The following is a 15,340-nucleotide window of genomic DNA, read 5'->3' on the forward strand; positions in this document are numbered from 1 at the left end:
TATAAAATTTTCAACTATGAAAGATTTACAAAAATTAGGAAAGCCTTTGAGTAAGACTCAACAAAAGGAAATAAAAGGAGGAGCAGCAAGAATTTCAATTGGTGATATTGATGACTGCATGTTTCCTTTAGCACCACCACCGCCAGGATGTAACTGGCATATTGATATGAAAGCGTGTACGGCAAAACTTGTTTGTCTGGATCTCATTGAAATAAGATAATTTCACAAAGGCTATCAAAATAACTTGATAGCCTTTTTTTGTTACAAATATCCCTTCAAAAAAAGCTTAAATATGGCTGAGGTTAAAGTGCAATCGTTATAAAAATTTAAAAATTTTAGTTAATAATCGATTCTCAAAAATTAGAATAAAAAGTTATATTTGCACTCTGATTTTTCGGGATGTGGCGCAGTCCGGTTAGCGTACACGGCTGGGGGCCGTGTGGTCGCAGGTTCAAATCCTGTCATCCCGACACAGACACTAAAAGAGATCTTGATATAGGATCTCTTTTTTATTTTATAATTGTTTGAGAGCTTGTTCTACACTCTGAACAGGAAGTTTGCACGCTCCTTCCTGGCAGACGTAAATAAAAGTTTCATCTTCGATATACTTGTTTTTAAATACAGGAAGTGAACTTTCTTGAGTACTTGCCACAACTATAGCATTAGGAATGTAATGAGAATTAAAAATATCTGCTATAGAATCTGCTTTTTCCCCTACGATTACAATCTCATAAAAAGGATAAACGGTATGAAGTTGTAAAGCACTCCATTTAGAAAAATCTTTAGCATTATCGGTTAAGTAAATCGCCATAGAAGATAACATTTGTTTTGATTTTTCTGTAAGCTTGTTATCATAGTTTAGAATACCAAGTTTTTTGAGATTATGCGCCATAATAGCATTTGGTGATGGTATCACTCCATCATCAACTTTAATTAATGTCGATATCAATTTACTTTCTTTGGTATACTTAAACATTTTAGTAACCGAATCAGTAAAATGTGTAGAGGTAGTAGTGTGTAAATTATTTGCCCGATCAAGATATTTTTTTTCTCCGGTAATACTATATAAATTAATTGTTGCATCAATAAGAAAAGCATAATCTTCAATAAAACCCTCTTGCTGCGTACTACCTTTTTTATAGGTATGAATCAAAAAATCATTTCTGGTATTATTGGTATCAATAAAATCATAAAGTGCGATAGCTCTGGTGAGGTACTCTTTATTTCCTAAAGCTTTATAAGCATCAATAAACCCATTAATCAACAAGGCATTCCATGAAGTAATAACTTTATCATCAATAGCAGGGGATACTCTTTTCTGTCTTTCGTTGAAGAGTAATTCTTGCCATTTAGTTTTTAGGTGTACTAGCTTCTCAGGCAAAATATCATTTTGAATACTAAATAAACTATCGTTAGAAGATTGTTTTATAATAAGAGAAGCTTCCTTTTCTGAACTATTAGAAGCTCCTAAATTATAATATGTAGAGAAAAGAGAATACTCTTCTTTTAAAAGAAGTTTTAGCTCTTCTTTTTTCCATTGGTAATAGCCACCTTCTTTACCTTTGCTATCAGCATCTATCGCCGAATGATACCCTCCATTTTGACCTTTCATTTCATGTTCTAAAAAATTGATGGTCTCTTTCACTATTGTTTTATACCGTATCTTTTTATAAACTTTATATGCTTTAGAATAGAGACTAATTAATTGAGCATTAGTGTAGAGCATTTTTTCAAAATGGGGAACCTCCCAATGTGGATCAGTACTGTATCTAAAAAAGCCTCCACCAACATGATCATAAATACCTCCGGATGCAATTCTATCTAATGTGTTTTCAACATGTTTTTTAATGGTGTCATTACCTGTTAACGCTGCATAGTCCATAAGAAAATCCAAACTATGAGGTTTTATAAATTTTTGATCCCCGAGATCTCCTCCCCATTTAGAATCCCAGTTTTTTTGCCAATTTTTCACACTTAGATCGAGCGTGTTTTTAGTCAAATGTGTATCATCATTTTTGGGTTCAATTACATTTGTAGCATGTATACCAGATGAAATTTTATCAGCATATTCAGTTAGCTTTTGAGGATTAGTTTGGTATAAATTAATGATTTTGTCTAGTACCTCTTTCCACTGTTCATTGGTATGATAAGTACCTCCATATACAGGTTTTCCATTCGGAAGAAGAATAACATTAAGAGGCCACCCGCCACTGCCTTGCATTAATTGTACAGCAGTCATATAAATATGGTCCAGATCGGGGCGTTCTTCTCTATCAACTTTAATGTTTATAAAATGCTCATTCATTAACAGGGCGACATCTTGATCTGCAAAAGTCTCCTTTTCCATTACATGACACCAATGGCAAGAGGAATATCCAATACTTACAACTAATAATTTGTTAGCTGCTACTGCTTCCTCAAGAGCACTATCACTCCAGGGTCTCCAATCAACAGGGTTATGTGCATGTTGTAATAAATAGGGACTTGTTTCATCAATCAACCTATTGGTATATGCATAGTCATTTTTTGATGGAGTATCCTTGCATCCAAAAACAAATAGTAATAAAGCAAAAACGGTAAATTTTATAATTCGAGAAGTATTTAGCATTTCGTTACAAAAAGGTATATTTAGGGCAAAGTACAATAATTTGTATAATATCCCCAAGTACGACGTTTTAGAGATTTATTTATGATAAGAAATGTATAGTGTAGTGTCGTCATTTGATAAATTAATTCAAGTTGTTTGTCTATGAAAGCATGCTGTTTAGAGGATAAGTTTACAATAAAAAAAAATGTTCCTTATTTTCAAATTCCCTCGAAAAATGAGGGCTTAATTTTTTTAAATATTATGCAGAACATATTTTACCTCATAGTGCTAATTTTGATTTTTTCTGGTTGCTCAAAACATCAAAAAGAAGATACTACTGTTATAGAAACGAAGCAAATTACAACACTATTTGAAAAAGTTTCAGAAACTCATAGTACTATTGGTTTTAAAAATAAGATCGAAGAAACATTATATTTCAATTTTCTTAATTACTCATATATCTATAATGGAGGGGGAGTAGCAGTAGGAGATATTAATAATGATGGATTAGAAGATATATATTTTAGTTCTAATCAAGGGACTAATAAACTTTACCTTAATAAAGGTGATTTTGTCTTTGATGATATCACAAAAAATGCAGGAGTTACAGATCAGGAAGGTTGGTCTACTGGTGTTTCTATGATAGATATCAACACCGATGGTTGGTTAGATATTTATGTATGTAAATCAGGAGCACTTAAAGATGAGGGTAAAAGAAAGAATAAACTGTATATCAACCAGAAAAATGGAACATTTATAGAGCAAGCTGATCAATATGGTTTGGCATCCAGTGCTTTTTCAACTCAGGCTTATTATTTGGATTTTGATAAAGATGGAGATTTAGATATATACCTCTTAAATCACAGACCGGATTTTAATAATAATGTAACGATAGATCCAAGAATCCAATTTAATTATCTTCCCGAAAGTAGCGACCAGCTTTTTGAAAATAACGAAGGAAAGTTTACCGATATTACTCAAAAATCGGGACTATTAAATAAAGCCTGGGGACTTAGTGCTTCTATTGGCGATTTTAATGAAGACGATTGGCCCGATGTTTATGTAGCTAATGATTTTTTAGAATCTGATTTTCTTTATATCAATAATCACGATGGCACATTTACCAATACCATCCTTAACACTTTTGACCATATCACTGCAAATAGTATGGGATCTGATTTTGCTGATATTAATAATGATTTAAAACCTGACCTGGTGGTTTTGGATATGATGTCTGATGATCATAAAAGAAGTAAAGAAAATATGGCATCGATGAGTACCGAAAATTTCAACGAGTTGGTTGAAGCAGGGTATCATCATCAATACATGTCTAATGCGTTACAACTAAACCTGGGGAATGGTATGTATAGTGAAATAGGACAATTGTCTGGTATTTCAAATACAGATTGGAGTTGGGCTCCTGTATTGGCAGATTTTGATAATGATGGATTTAATGACCTTTTTGTGACTAATGGTATCCTTCATGATCTTTCTAACCAGGATTTTAGAAATAGAATGAAGACTAATATCCGTAATCGAAAAAAAGTAACATTAGACGAAGCAATTGGTATGATGCCTTCTAGCAAATTAAGTAACAAAATGTTTCTTAATAATGGAGATTTAACGTTTTTACCTGTTACCAAAGAATGGGGACTACAAGAAAAAGTAAATTCGAATGGGGTTGCCTATGCTGATCTTGATAATGATGGAGATCTTGATCTTATCCTCAACAATCAGATGGAAACTGCAAGTATCTATAAAAATAATCAGGACAATAACTATATATCGATTATACTTTCTGGTGGTGATAAGAACCTCAATGGTATTGGAGCAAAAGTTAATATCTATACCAAAGACCAACAACAGTCAAAAACGCATTATCCTGTAAGAGGATTTCAATCTTCTGTAAGTCAACGAATACATTTTGGATTAGGAGATATAACAATGATAGATAGTATACAAGTACAATGGCCTAAAGGAGTATATACTACACTTCAGGATATAAAAGGGAATCAATTGCTCGAGATCAATCAAAAAGATGCGCAATCAACTGTAGAGAAAAATAAAAAGCAACATACAAATATCTCAACTGTGATTGATGCTTCCCAATTTGGGATTCATTACAAGAATACCGAACGCAATTTCGATGATTACAAACTTCAGTTATTATTACCGCAAAAACAAAGCGAAAAAGGGAAAGCACTTACCGTTGGTGATGTAAATAACGATGGAAAAGATGATTTCTTTGTGGGAAATGCCAAAGGAGCACCTGCTGCAATCTATGTTCAGAAAGAAGATGGCACATTTAGGACTTCTAGTATTTCCGTTTTTCAGAATGATAAAGAATTTGAAGATAACCAGGCATTATTTTTTGATATAGATAATGATGGAGATCAGGATTTATATGTAGCGAGTGGAAGTTATGAAGATCAGGAAAATAGTGATTGGCTTATCGATAGAGTCTATACCAATGATGGGAAAGGTAATTTTACCAGAGATACTACATTTCCTAAGATCAAATCGATATCTTCTGCCGTGGCTGCATCTGATGTTGATCAGGATGGCGATCTCGATCTTTTTATAGGTGGAGGGGTAGTCCCAGGTAAATATCCTATGTCATCACCTTCATATATACTAAGAAATGACAGCGGGAATTTTACAAAGGTAACTGATCAAATGATTAAAGGATTGGAACCAGTAAACATGGTAAATGGAGCAGTTTTTTCGGATTATGATAAGGATGGAGACGAAGATCTTTTAGTGATAGGCGAGTGGATGCCAATTACCATTTTTGATAATGATAAAGGAATATTGATCAAGAAAGATATAGACGCACTACAAAATACCTCGGGTTGGTATTTTACGATACAAGCTGCAGATGTTGATAGTGATGGGGATGCAGATTATTTGATAGGAAACATAGGTCAGAATACAAAGTTTCACCCTACAAAAGACAAACCACTGCATATCTACACCAAAGATTTTGATCAAAACCAAAGTTTGGATATTATTTTGAGTAAAGAATCTAAAACAGGATTACTATTGCCCGTGAGAGGGAAACAATGCTCCTCTGAGCAATTACCCATGTTAAAGAATAAGTTTAAAACCTATGGGGAGTTTGCAAACGCATCACTGTCTGATATTTATGGAGATCAGGATCTGAAAGAAGCAACTCATTATACGGCTACCGATTTTAATACTGTTATCCTAATTAATGATGGAAAAGGCGATTTTACTATAACATCACTACCTATGCAAGCTCAGTTTGGTCCGACTACAGATTTTGTTGTTGAAGATTTTAATAAGGACGGAATAAATGACATTTTTGGAGTAGGCTCATTATATGAAGCCGAAGTAGAAACAATACGCTACGATGCCAATAAAGGATATCTTCTGTATAGAAACCAGGAAACTCCTCTAAGTTTTTCTGCGAGATTGCCTGCACTACATGGGATACAAATAAAAGCTGCAGAACGTATAATAATCGGTGATAAAAAATATATCCTTATGCAATGTAAAAATGAAGGGTTAAAATTATTTCCTATAGATTCTTAAACCCTGGTTTCAGGTCACACACTTACAATACCTTCAAAATTTAATTGATTTATCGTGTAAATCTAGATTCGTCTTACTTCAAAAACATAAAAGATTAACTACCTTAGTTACCTGGATAAGAAATATACTCACCAGGGACAATTATACCTAAATAATGATTTAGTATTCTTTAGTAAAATAGTATAAAAAATAATGAGAACACGTATTGGTACAGTAGCTGATATAAAAGGAATTCTTTCACTTCAGGAAAAGAATCTGTTTAGTAATTTAACCAAAAAAGAACGAGAAACAGGTTTTGTGACCACCCCGTTTACTACTAATCAAATTGAAGAGATTATAAAGCAAAACGGAATTTTTATTGCAGAAAATGATAATGATGTAATTGTGGCTTATGCTTTTGCCGGAAACTGGAAATATTTTGAGCAATGGGAAATTTTTAATGTTATGATATCTCGTTTTCCAAAATTATCATTTGAAGGATATCAAATTTCAACAGAAAACAGTTTTCAATACGGGCCGGTTTGTATTGATAAAGATTACCGTGGTAAAGGACTGCTAAATTTGATTTTTGAAGAAATGAGAATCGAATTCATAAAAAAATATCCTATTAGTATAACATTTATAAATAAAGTGAATGTTATTTCTGAAAAAGCGCATACTAAGAAATTGGGCTGGAAAATAATAGATGAATTCGAGTTTAATAACAATTCGTATATCGGGCTTGCTTTTGATATGAAAAAATCAGTGTTGTAGATATGGATCCAATTGATAAATTAATACAACATTTTAGAGAAAGTATTGTTCTTACAGATCATGATGCCAATTGCGTTAGTGAATGTTTTAATGTGGTAACTTTAAAAAAGAAAGAAGTTCTGTTGTATACGGGGGAGGTTTCTTTACATATGAGATTTATAACAGAAGGAGCTCTAAGAAGTTATTATATGGATGAAGAAGCACGGGAACATATCATTCAATTTGGAATAGAAGGCTGGTGGGTTAATGATCTGTATAGTTACCTTACCAGAACTCCGGCCAGACACTTTATCCAGGCATTAGAACATAGTGTAATACTTCAAATTCATCGGGATACATTAAACCAATTATATGACCAGGTACCTGCAATAGAACGTTTTTTTAGGTTTAAGTTTGAAAAAGCATATGTTGCTTTGCAAGATCGTACACTTAATACTTTAAGTAAAACAGCAGAAGAACGATATTTTGAGTTTCGTTCAAAATATAGGGATATCGAACAGCGTGTACCGCAATACATGATCGCTTCATATTTAGGAATGACTCCCGAGTTTTTAAGCGCATTAAGAAAAAAAACTACAACATGAGCCGTTCTTAAGGTACCTTAAGGTTTTTAACGTCAAATAGGAGTTAGTTTGTACTAAATAATTTAAAAAATAGTACAAATGAAAAAAATCCTTGCTTTTTCAGGAAGTAATAATCCTAAATCGATCAATCAACAATTATTGATTGCAGCAGTCAATAAAATCGATGAGCATACTAATATACATCTCATACAACTATCAGATTATATCGTTCCTATTTATAGTCCGGTCATAGAAGAGAAAGGTATTCCAAAAACAATAAAAGAGCTTTTTCAGCTTTTTACAAAGGCAGATGGGTTTATGATTGCTTCACCAGAGCATAACGGACTTCCTTCATCTTTTTTCAAAAACATAATTGATTGGCTATCAAGAATCGATCAACGATTTTTTGGAGACAAACCTGTAGTGTTAATGAGTACTTCTCCTGGAGTAACAGGAGGAGCATCGCATCTTCAGGTTTTAGAAAAACTCTTGCCAATATGGGGTGGGAACCTATCTGGTGTATACTCTTTAGGAGATTTTAATAACAAGTTTGATGTAAACAATTCATCAATTCTGGATGCATCAGAGAACGCAAAACTAGACAAAGAAGTTAAGACATTAATGCAATAAATAAGTATTCACTCTATAAAAACAAAAAATATGAAAAATACAGAAAACAGTAGTACAGTAGTATATGATTATTTTAATGCTTTTCAAAATGGCAATATGGATAAAGTAGTAAATTTGTTTCACGAAAATTGCCTGATCGTGAGCGTACGTGACCAGGAACGTAAAAAAGATCAACTTCATGGTACATATAGAACCAAAGAAGAAGCAAAGCAGTTTATTGCCAACATAGTTAATTCTTTTACGACCAAAGAATTTAGTGTAGAAAGAGTAATCTCTGAAGGAAATGTCGTTTTTGCAAATGGAAAATTTTCACACGAAGTAAAAGCAACTGGCAAATTATTTATAAGTGATTGGGCCCAGATAAGCATAATTGAAGATGGAAAAATTAAAGAGTATAGATTTTATGAAGATTCGGCAGCTTTTGTAAAAACTTCACAGAACTAAATTTCATGAATGAGACCATAATAAACCACCTTTTTGAGTTTTGGGGATATATAGGAATACAAGGAAACTTTTTAAATAGAGGAGATGGATATACCTATACGAAGCCCGAAAAAAAATCATGGCCCAGTAAAATTTTTGGGATAGATCCAGAGATAATAAATATGGATCAACTTCATGCAAAAATGAAGAATGGGGTTTTACCAAATTCATTAGGAGTAGCTGAAAATGAAAACATAGAAAAACGATTATTACAATATGATTTTGAACTAAAATCGGTAGTGAAGGCAATGTTTTTAGAAACTTCTAAGCATACTGCACCTATAGAAGATTTTGCTACAATAGAACCCGTTGATGATGATAACAAGGCAATAGTATTTGCAAGAGTTTCGTCAAAATCGTTTGGATATCAGATACTACCCGAGACTATAACTTCATTAGTTAAACACCAAAAAAACATACATCTTTTTTTGGGTAAACATAACAGTGAATATGTAAGTTGCGGAATTATATATCATGATAAAAATGGATGTTCTGGGATACATATGATAGGAACACTACCAGAATATAGAGGAATGGGATTAGGTAAAATTATGACCGATAAGCTATTATTTGAAGCGTACAGAAATCTAAGTGATATCGTTGTTTTAGTAGCATCTAGATTTGGTGAGGGAATTTATTCTAAAATTGGATTTATAACCGATGGAACACTAAAAAGTTATACTGTTAAAACACGTATATAGCTGGATTTTACAGTGTCGTTAATAGTTTTTTTATTCTTAAGTTGTTGATAATCTTTATTATGACTGATAATAAAATAATACTAAAAAAATGACTTATCAATAAGAAGAGGTCGATCATATTATAACATTGAAAAGCTAAACATATCAGATAAGTTCGTATTTTTTTAATATATTAACACTTTATTAATAATTTAAAACTAACAATATGGAAATAATTGTAACAATTGTTATTGGAGCAGTAGCAGGTTGGCTAGGAGGTACCATTTATAAAGGTGGTGGTTTAGGTCTCATCGGAAATATTATAGTTGGAATCATCGGTAGTTATGTTGGATACTGGCTTTTGGGAAGATTGGGAATTAGCCTGGGTACCGGTTGGATCGGTGCGATACTTACTGGGGCTATCGGAGCGATAATCATTCTGTTTTTGCTCAATCTAATATTTAAAAAACGATAATCAATATACTTACTATGGTCATATAGATGTTTTATCGATATGAGAGTAAGATAAATTTGATTCTAATCATACTACAAAAAGCTACCTATCTGGTAGCTTTTTGCTTTTAGATAAAGAGTTTTGATTTCAGGCGTAATATTAGACAAACGAATGTAATTGATCATTACATTTATATTGTTGTTAGAAATGGTTTCCCTTTATATCATAGATTAGAACAAGATAAAAGTAGATTTGGAAAAGAACTAGTTGCTTTATAAACTCAACTTTGTATTGTAAATTAAAAACAATAAAAATGAGTCAAAAAACTGCAGTTATTACAGGTGGAAGTCGTGGATTAGGTCGTGATATGGCAATCAATCTAGCAAAAGAAGGTGTGAATATTATCTTTTCTTACCATAAAAATAAGAACAAAGCAAAAGAAGTTATTTCAGAAATAGAGGCACAAGGGCAGAAAGCTGTAGCTTTTCCTTTTGATGCTACCAACTATAAAAACGGACAAGAATTCATAAACGAAGTAACCAACTATTTAAAACAAGAAAATGGAAATCTTAATTTTGATTTTTTAATCAATAATGCCGGAACAGGAGTACATAACCTGGTGTCAAATACAACAGAAGAAGAATTTGATGAAATGATGAATGTACATCTTAAAAGTGCTTATTTCCTAACCCAATCAGCATTACCTTTTCTTAATAAAGGAGGGCGAATTATCAATATTTCTAGTGGATTAACCCGTTTTAGTCTGCCAGGTATGTCTGCATATGCAATGATGAAGGGAGGTATAGAAGTTTTTACACGCTATTTAACAAAAGAATTAGGACAACGTAAAATTACAGCTAATGTTATCGCACCAGGAGCCATTGCAACTGATTTTGCAGGAGGAAGTAATAAAGATGAACAAAAAGCAGCTTTAATTTCTAATATTACTGCATTAGGGCGTGTTGGAGAAGCTGAAGATATTGGAGGAATCGTTGCTTTTTTATGTTCTGATAAAGCGGGCTGGATTAATGGACAACGTATTGAAGTTTCAGGAGGTATGTTGGCATAAAAAAAAATCATAAATTTAGTATAATGAAAGATTTAAAGTATTTTAAAAAAGTAAGTGATTATCATAAATTAGCTAATATTGTCGCTCCCGAACATCCATTAATAAGTCTAGTGGATTATAGTCAGGTTAGGTATCCATCGAATATTGAAGAACTAAAATGGAAACAAGACTATTATACTATTGGATTAAAACGAAACGTAGCACATAAATTTTTTTATGGACAACAAGAGTATGATTTTGATGAAGGTGTCATGACATTTGTAGCACCAAAGCAGGTGATGAGTTTAGGAAATAACCCTAATATTAAAGATCATAAACCTTCAGGTTGGTTACTATTAGTTCATCCCGATTTTTTATGGAATTCACCGTTGGCTACGCAAATAACACATTATGATTTTTTTGGATATACGATAAATGAAGCGCTTTTCCTTTCTGAAAAAGAAGAACAAATGATGCTGGATCTCTTGAAGAATATCCAACGCGAGTATCAATCAAATATGGATAAGTTTAGTCAGAAAATTATTATTTCACAGTTAGAGTTGCTTCTCAATTATGCAGAACGCTTTTATGAACGACAGTTCATTACTCGTAAGATTTCTAACCACCAGGTGTTAAGTCAGCTAGAACAAATCTTATCAGATTATTTTAAAGTTGATAGCTTAGTTGAAAAAGGCCTGCCTACTGTTCAATGGGTGGCTAATTGTTTAAACCTTACTCCGAATTACTTGAGCAGTATGCTCAAATCATTAACCGGGCAAAGTACGCAACAACATATTCATAATAAATTAGTAGAAAAGGCCAAAGAACAGCTATCAACAACATTGCTTTCGGTAAGTGAAATTGCTTACAATTTGGGTTTTGAACATCCGGCATCATTTACAAAGCTCTTCAAAAATAAAACAGATATGTCTCCCATAGAATTTAGAAAAACATATAATTGAATACATAAAACTATCGCAAAGCGTATATACAGAATAGCTAATTAAGCGCAAATCATAAAAATTTGTGCTTTTTTAATACATTTATGCGATCTGTAAAGCTTGTTGTTATGTACAAGGCTACGTTTCATACATAAACCGTTATAGTTTAATTAGTCATTTAGAAGAAATATAGAATTTATGAAAATATTGATTACCGTAACAAGAGCAAGTCTTTTATTAGTAATACTATTGAATATTGGTTGTAATACGAAACCTGTTAAAAAGAAAGCTACAGCGAGATATGTTAAAGAAATAGATTCTCTAATGTCAACATCATTCGAAAGGGAGTTATTTAATGGAAATGTTCTTATAGCTAAAAATGATACTATCGTTTATAAAAAATCTTTTGGATATACAGATGCTACTCAACAAATAAAATTAGATGATAAATCAATTTTTAATATTGGTTCAATAGCAAAAGAATTTAATGGTGTTGCAATAATGATACTGGTCGAAAAAGGGTTACTTTCATTGGATGACCCAATCTCAAAGTTCGATTTAGATCTTCCGGCTTGGTCCGAAAAAGTAACAGTAAATCATTTAATAAATTATGCAGGAGGTATTCCTCCTATAGATCCAAAACTACCTCCAAATGACAATGAAGCGTGGGAAATTATTAGAGGAACTGATTCCTTGCTTTTTGAACCAGGAACAAATTTTAGGTACGACAACAGTAATGTTTTTCTACAAAGAAGAATTTTAGAGAAAGTAACAGGGAAGACATTTCAGGATTTTGTAAAAGAGAATATCATAGAGCCATTAAATATGACAAATTCTGTTTTTGATCCACCGGCTACCACAAAACATAGAACGTCTTGTTATGATTTTGAAAAAAATCCTTGTCCAGAGCTAGAATTCATTAGTGGTTGGTTATGGGTAGACTCTAATGACCTTTACAAATGGATTAAAGCGATGAATTCAAATCAATTAATTAGTCAAGAATCTTTTAATATACTACTTCAAAACCCGTATGCCGAAGATAAAACATCGTCTTTAGGTGAATATTTTAAAGAAAAACAATTGCAAAGACACAATGGAGTAGGCTACAAATTTGAATCTATTTTCTTAAATGATTTTGAAAATGATATTATCATTATCATCGTTTCCAATAATAAAAATCGAGTTTGGGATTTAGGACATGAAGCATATAATATAATGTTGCGTAAGGAATTTAATATTCCTAAAAGATCTGTATTTCAGTTTATTAGAAAAGACTGTTTAGAAGATGTGGAAAAAGGAATTGAAGCTTATCATAACCTAAAGAAAATAGACTCCGGTGATTATGCTTTTGATGACCCAAATGAGTTAAATAGATTGGGCTACGAATTAATTCGTGCAGAAAAACCTAAAGAGGCAGTTAAGATTTTTGAATTAGCAATTTCTGAATTCCCGGAAAATGCAAATTTATACGACAGCAGCGGAGAAGCTTATTTCGTAAACAGAGAATATGATTTAGCATTAATCAATTATAAAAAGTCACTCGAGCTAAATCCGAAAAATAAGAACGCCGTAAAAATGATTGAAAAAATTAATAGCATTAAAGAATAGAAATAAGCGTAGAAGATATCAATGATGAGGTAATTTCTCTGATAAGATACATGGTTTATGAAAAACCTTTGACGGTAAGAAGGACCCTATGAAAACAGTAACACTTCCTATTGATTTAAACTCTGGTAAACATATGTTTACCAGTTTATACTATTATCAATCAACGAAAGAGCTTGCTAAGCAACAAATAAAACTCACAAAAAATGTCTTCAGTTTTTTGATTGAAGGTCAAAAAGAGATTTTTACAAATAATTCATCTTTCTTAATCAAGAATTCTAGTTTTCTATTGATGAAATCAGGACACTGTTTAATGACAGAAAAACTCTCGCCTTTACATAAAAGTTATAAAAGTGTATTGTTATTTTTTTCAAATGAAGAGATACAGCAATTCGTTCAGAAATTTGACATTAAAACTTCTAAAATTTCATTACCACAATCTGCGTATTCGTTTCAATATGATCAATTTATCAAAAATTATGTAAATAGTTTAGTTGATATTTCAAGACTAGACCCGAGTATTCAGGAAAAAATGATTCAGACAAAATTTGAAGAGATTATGATCTATTTGGTAGAAACTAAAGGGACAGATTTTATAAATTCAATGATGATTCAAGAGAGGAATTCCTTTCAAAACTTCCTCAATGTCGTTGAAAATAATAAGCTAAAAAAAATGACATTAAAAGAGTTGGCTTTTTTATCGAATATGAGTGTATCAACATTTAAACGAGAATTTGAAAAACACTTTCACCAATCACCCAGTAAATGGTTTTTGGATAAGAGGCTTGAATATTCAGCTTTTATGTTAAAGAATAATTCCAAACGACCATCAGAAATCTATCAGGAAATTGGTTATGAAAACCTTTCAAATTTTATATATGCATTTAAAACAAAATTTGGTGTTACCCCAAAACAGTATCAACTAGATTGAACTTTTAGCACTACTTTTTGACCTAAATTAAATATAGTTTCTTCCTCAATAACTCATAATTTTGTATTTATAATTAAATATAAACCATTATGAAAAAATCAATTTTTATTTTAGGCATACTACTAACAATATCAACCTCTTCATTTGCACAAAAAACGTTCACATTATCGAGCAATTCTATAGGCGGAGAAGCCACCATTAATGAAGAATTTAACGGATTTGGTTGTACCGGAAACAATGAATCTCCTCAACTCTCATGGAAGAATGCACCAAAAGGCACGAAAAGTTTTGCAATAACTATGTATGATCCAGATGCACCAACTGGCAGCGGATGGTGGCATTGGGTTGTATTTGATATCCCTGCAAATATTAAAGAATTAGTATCAAATGCGGGTAATATGAAATTAAATTTAACTCCAAAAGAAGCAATTCAAAGTATGACAGATTTTGGAGTAAGTGGATATGGAGGACCTTGCCCTCCCCAAGGGCATGGTATACATCAATATATTATTACTGTTCATGCTTTAAAAACCGATAAACTTGGACTTAATGCAAATACAAACCCTGCAGTTGTAGGCTATTATCTTTGGAATAATACTTTAGCTAAAGCTAGCATAGTGATGTATTATCAAAGAACCAAAGAGTAGTAGGTATGAAAATTTTATTTTTATTGAACCTAGTTTAGGTAGTGTAATGCTATTAAATAATTTGTATGAAAGCGATAGACAGTTTTTACTTTGATAAAGAAGAACCAATTAAAAGTTGCCTTTTGGTTTTAAAAACTATAATAACTGATTATAATTCTGAGTTTGAATCGAGGTGGTATTACAGCTTACCTTGTTTTATGTATAAAAATCAAATTTTCTGTTATCTATGGGTAGATAAGAAAACACAATTTCCTTACATAGCAATTGGAAAAGGTATAAAAATTTTCCATCCAGATTTAATTCAGGGGAAAAGGACTTTTACAAAATTATTAATGATTGACCCAAATAAAGATATTCCAATAGAGAAAATTCATAGCATATTTGATATGGCAATGGAACTTTATAATGAAAAATAAATATTTAAGCGCAAATCATATAAGTTTGCGCTTTTTTAGGACACTTA

At 32.0% G+C, this 15,340-nt stretch carries 15 protein-coding genes and 1 tRNA gene; 15 read left to right on the plus strand and 1 reads right to left on the minus strand.

The annotated features are described in order from the left end of the window. The first annotated feature begins 16 nt into the window (after nt 1-16). Both AAFU52_RS16270 and AAFU52_RS16275 read left to right on the plus strand, forming a co-directional pair. On the plus strand, nt 17-220 hold the full coding sequence (locus tag AAFU52_RS16270; RefSeq protein ID WP_024770353.1) for a hypothetical protein: 204 nt from the start codon (nt 17-19) through the stop codon (nt 218-220). 175 nt (nt 221-395) lie between these two features. Next, a tRNA-Pro gene (locus AAFU52_RS16275) sits at nt 396-470 on the plus strand. 44 nt (nt 471-514) lie between these two features. Here the strand turns inward: AAFU52_RS16275 and AAFU52_RS16280 are convergent. Then, a complete protein-coding gene (locus tag AAFU52_RS16280; protein WP_438422644.1) occupies nt 515-2,608 on the minus strand; it encodes a thioredoxin domain-containing protein in 2,094 nt (697 codons plus the stop codon). Nucleotides 2,609-2,848: 240 nt separating this feature from the next. Here AAFU52_RS16280 and AAFU52_RS16285 point away from each other — a divergent pair, with 240 nt between their 5' ends. From AAFU52_RS16285 to AAFU52_RS16345, 13 genes are all read left to right on the plus strand, one after another. Continuing rightward, nucleotides 2,849-6,142 carry a VCBS repeat-containing protein gene (locus AAFU52_RS16285; RefSeq protein WP_438422645.1) on the plus strand — a complete coding sequence of 1,098 codons (3,294 nt, stop codon included), beginning with the start codon at nt 2,849-2,851 and terminating at the stop codon, nt 6,140-6,142. A 192-nt stretch (nt 6,143-6,334) separates the two neighbouring features. Then, the gene (locus AAFU52_RS16290; protein WP_024770350.1) at nt 6,335-6,895 is read left to right on the plus strand and encodes a GNAT family N-acetyltransferase; all 561 of its coding nucleotides are present in this window, start codon (nt 6,335-6,337) and stop codon (nt 6,893-6,895) included. A 2-nt stretch (nt 6,896-6,897) separates the two neighbouring features. Further along, nucleotides 6,898-7,479, plus strand: coding sequence for a Crp/Fnr family transcriptional regulator (locus tag AAFU52_RS16295; protein WP_024770349.1), 582 nt, complete (start codon nt 6,898-6,900; stop codon nt 7,477-7,479). A gap of 78 nt (nt 7,480-7,557) precedes the next feature. Next, nucleotides 7,558-8,088: an NADPH-dependent FMN reductase gene (locus tag AAFU52_RS16300; RefSeq protein WP_438422646.1), complete on the plus strand. Its 531-nt coding sequence runs from the start codon at nt 7,558-7,560 to the stop codon at nt 8,086-8,088. 30 nt (nt 8,089-8,118) lie between these two features. Beyond that, nucleotides 8,119-8,532 (plus strand): nuclear transport factor 2 family protein, encoded by a 414-nt coding sequence (locus tag AAFU52_RS16305; protein WP_024770347.1) that lies wholly within the window; start codon nt 8,119-8,121, stop codon nt 8,530-8,532. Nucleotides 8,533-8,537: 5 nt separating this feature from the next. Beyond that, nucleotides 8,538-9,272: a GNAT family N-acetyltransferase gene (locus AAFU52_RS16310; protein WP_024770346.1), complete on the plus strand. Its 735-nt coding sequence runs from the start codon at nt 8,538-8,540 to the stop codon at nt 9,270-9,272. 205 nt (nt 9,273-9,477) lie between these two features. Next, the gene (locus AAFU52_RS16315) at nt 9,478-9,726 is read left to right on the plus strand and encodes a GlsB/YeaQ/YmgE family stress response membrane protein (RefSeq protein WP_024770345.1); all 249 of its coding nucleotides are present in this window, start codon (nt 9,478-9,480) and stop codon (nt 9,724-9,726) included. A 292-nt stretch (nt 9,727-10,018) separates the two neighbouring features. Continuing rightward, on the plus strand, nt 10,019-10,774 hold the full coding sequence (locus AAFU52_RS16320) for an SDR family NAD(P)-dependent oxidoreductase (RefSeq protein ID WP_024770344.1): 756 nt from the start codon (nt 10,019-10,021) through the stop codon (nt 10,772-10,774). A gap of 23 nt (nt 10,775-10,797) precedes the next feature. Then, the gene (locus tag AAFU52_RS16325; protein ID WP_438422647.1) at nt 10,798-11,715 is read left to right on the plus strand and encodes a helix-turn-helix domain-containing protein; all 918 of its coding nucleotides are present in this window, start codon (nt 10,798-10,800) and stop codon (nt 11,713-11,715) included. A gap of 177 nt (nt 11,716-11,892) precedes the next feature. Beyond that, nucleotides 11,893-13,302 (plus strand): serine hydrolase, encoded by a 1,410-nt coding sequence (locus AAFU52_RS16330; protein ID WP_438422648.1) that lies wholly within the window; start codon nt 11,893-11,895, stop codon nt 13,300-13,302. A gap of 88 nt (nt 13,303-13,390) precedes the next feature. Further along, complete coding sequence (locus AAFU52_RS16335) at nt 13,391-14,230, plus strand: helix-turn-helix domain-containing protein (protein WP_438422649.1); 840 nt, start codon at nt 13,391-13,393, stop codon at nt 14,228-14,230. Nucleotides 14,231-14,319: 89 nt separating this feature from the next. Then, entirely contained in the window at nt 14,320-14,877 is a 558-nt protein-coding gene (locus tag AAFU52_RS16340) for a YbhB/YbcL family Raf kinase inhibitor-like protein (RefSeq protein WP_438422650.1), read from the plus strand. 65 nt (nt 14,878-14,942) lie between these two features. Continuing rightward, on the plus strand, nt 14,943-15,293 hold the full coding sequence (locus AAFU52_RS16345; RefSeq protein WP_438422651.1) for a DUF1801 domain-containing protein: 351 nt from the start codon (nt 14,943-14,945) through the stop codon (nt 15,291-15,293). The last annotated feature ends 47 nt before the right edge of the window (nt 15,294-15,340 follow it).

Origin of the sequence: Aquimarina macrocephali, assembly GCF_051627225.1 — a bacterium.
Lineage (GTDB): Bacteria > Bacteroidota > Bacteroidia > Flavobacteriales > Flavobacteriaceae > Aquimarina > Aquimarina macrocephali.

Coding starts and splice junctions, on each gene's coding strand:
- AAFU52_RS16325 (WP_438422647.1), top strand. CDS start 10,798: ATGAAAGATTTAAAGTATTTTAAAAAAGTAAGTGATTATCATAAATTA.
- AAFU52_RS16305 (WP_024770347.1), top strand. CDS start 8,119: ATGAAAAATACAGAAAACAGTAGTACAGTAGTATATGATTATTTTAAT.
- AAFU52_RS16340 (WP_438422650.1), top strand. CDS start 14,320: ATGAAAAAATCAATTTTTATTTTAGGCATACTACTAACAATATCAACC.
- AAFU52_RS16300 (WP_438422646.1), top strand. CDS start 7,558: ATGAAAAAAATCCTTGCTTTTTCAGGAAGTAATAATCCTAAATCGATC.
- AAFU52_RS16290 (WP_024770350.1), top strand. CDS start 6,335: ATGAGAACACGTATTGGTACAGTAGCTGATATAAAAGGAATTCTTTCA.
- AAFU52_RS16270 (WP_024770353.1), top strand. CDS start 17: ATGAAAGATTTACAAAAATTAGGAAAGCCTTTGAGTAAGACTCAACAA.
- AAFU52_RS16320 (WP_024770344.1), top strand. CDS start 10,019: ATGAGTCAAAAAACTGCAGTTATTACAGGTGGAAGTCGTGGATTAGGT.
- AAFU52_RS16335 (WP_438422649.1), top strand. CDS start 13,391: ATGAAAACAGTAACACTTCCTATTGATTTAAACTCTGGTAAACATATG.
- AAFU52_RS16345 (WP_438422651.1), top strand. CDS start 14,943: ATGAAAGCGATAGACAGTTTTTACTTTGATAAAGAAGAACCAATTAAA.
- AAFU52_RS16310 (WP_024770346.1), top strand. CDS start 8,538: ATGAATGAGACCATAATAAACCACCTTTTTGAGTTTTGGGGATATATA.
- AAFU52_RS16330 (WP_438422648.1), top strand. CDS start 11,893: ATGAAAATATTGATTACCGTAACAAGAGCAAGTCTTTTATTAGTAATA.
- AAFU52_RS16285 (WP_438422645.1), top strand. CDS start 2,849: ATGCAGAACATATTTTACCTCATAGTGCTAATTTTGATTTTTTCTGGT.
- AAFU52_RS16315 (WP_024770345.1), top strand. CDS start 9,478: ATGGAAATAATTGTAACAATTGTTATTGGAGCAGTAGCAGGTTGGCTA.
- AAFU52_RS16295 (WP_024770349.1), top strand. CDS start 6,898: ATGGATCCAATTGATAAATTAATACAACATTTTAGAGAAAGTATTGTT.
- AAFU52_RS16280 (WP_438422644.1), bottom strand. CDS start 2,608: ATGCTAAATACTTCTCGAATTATAAAATTTACCGTTTTTGCTTTATTA.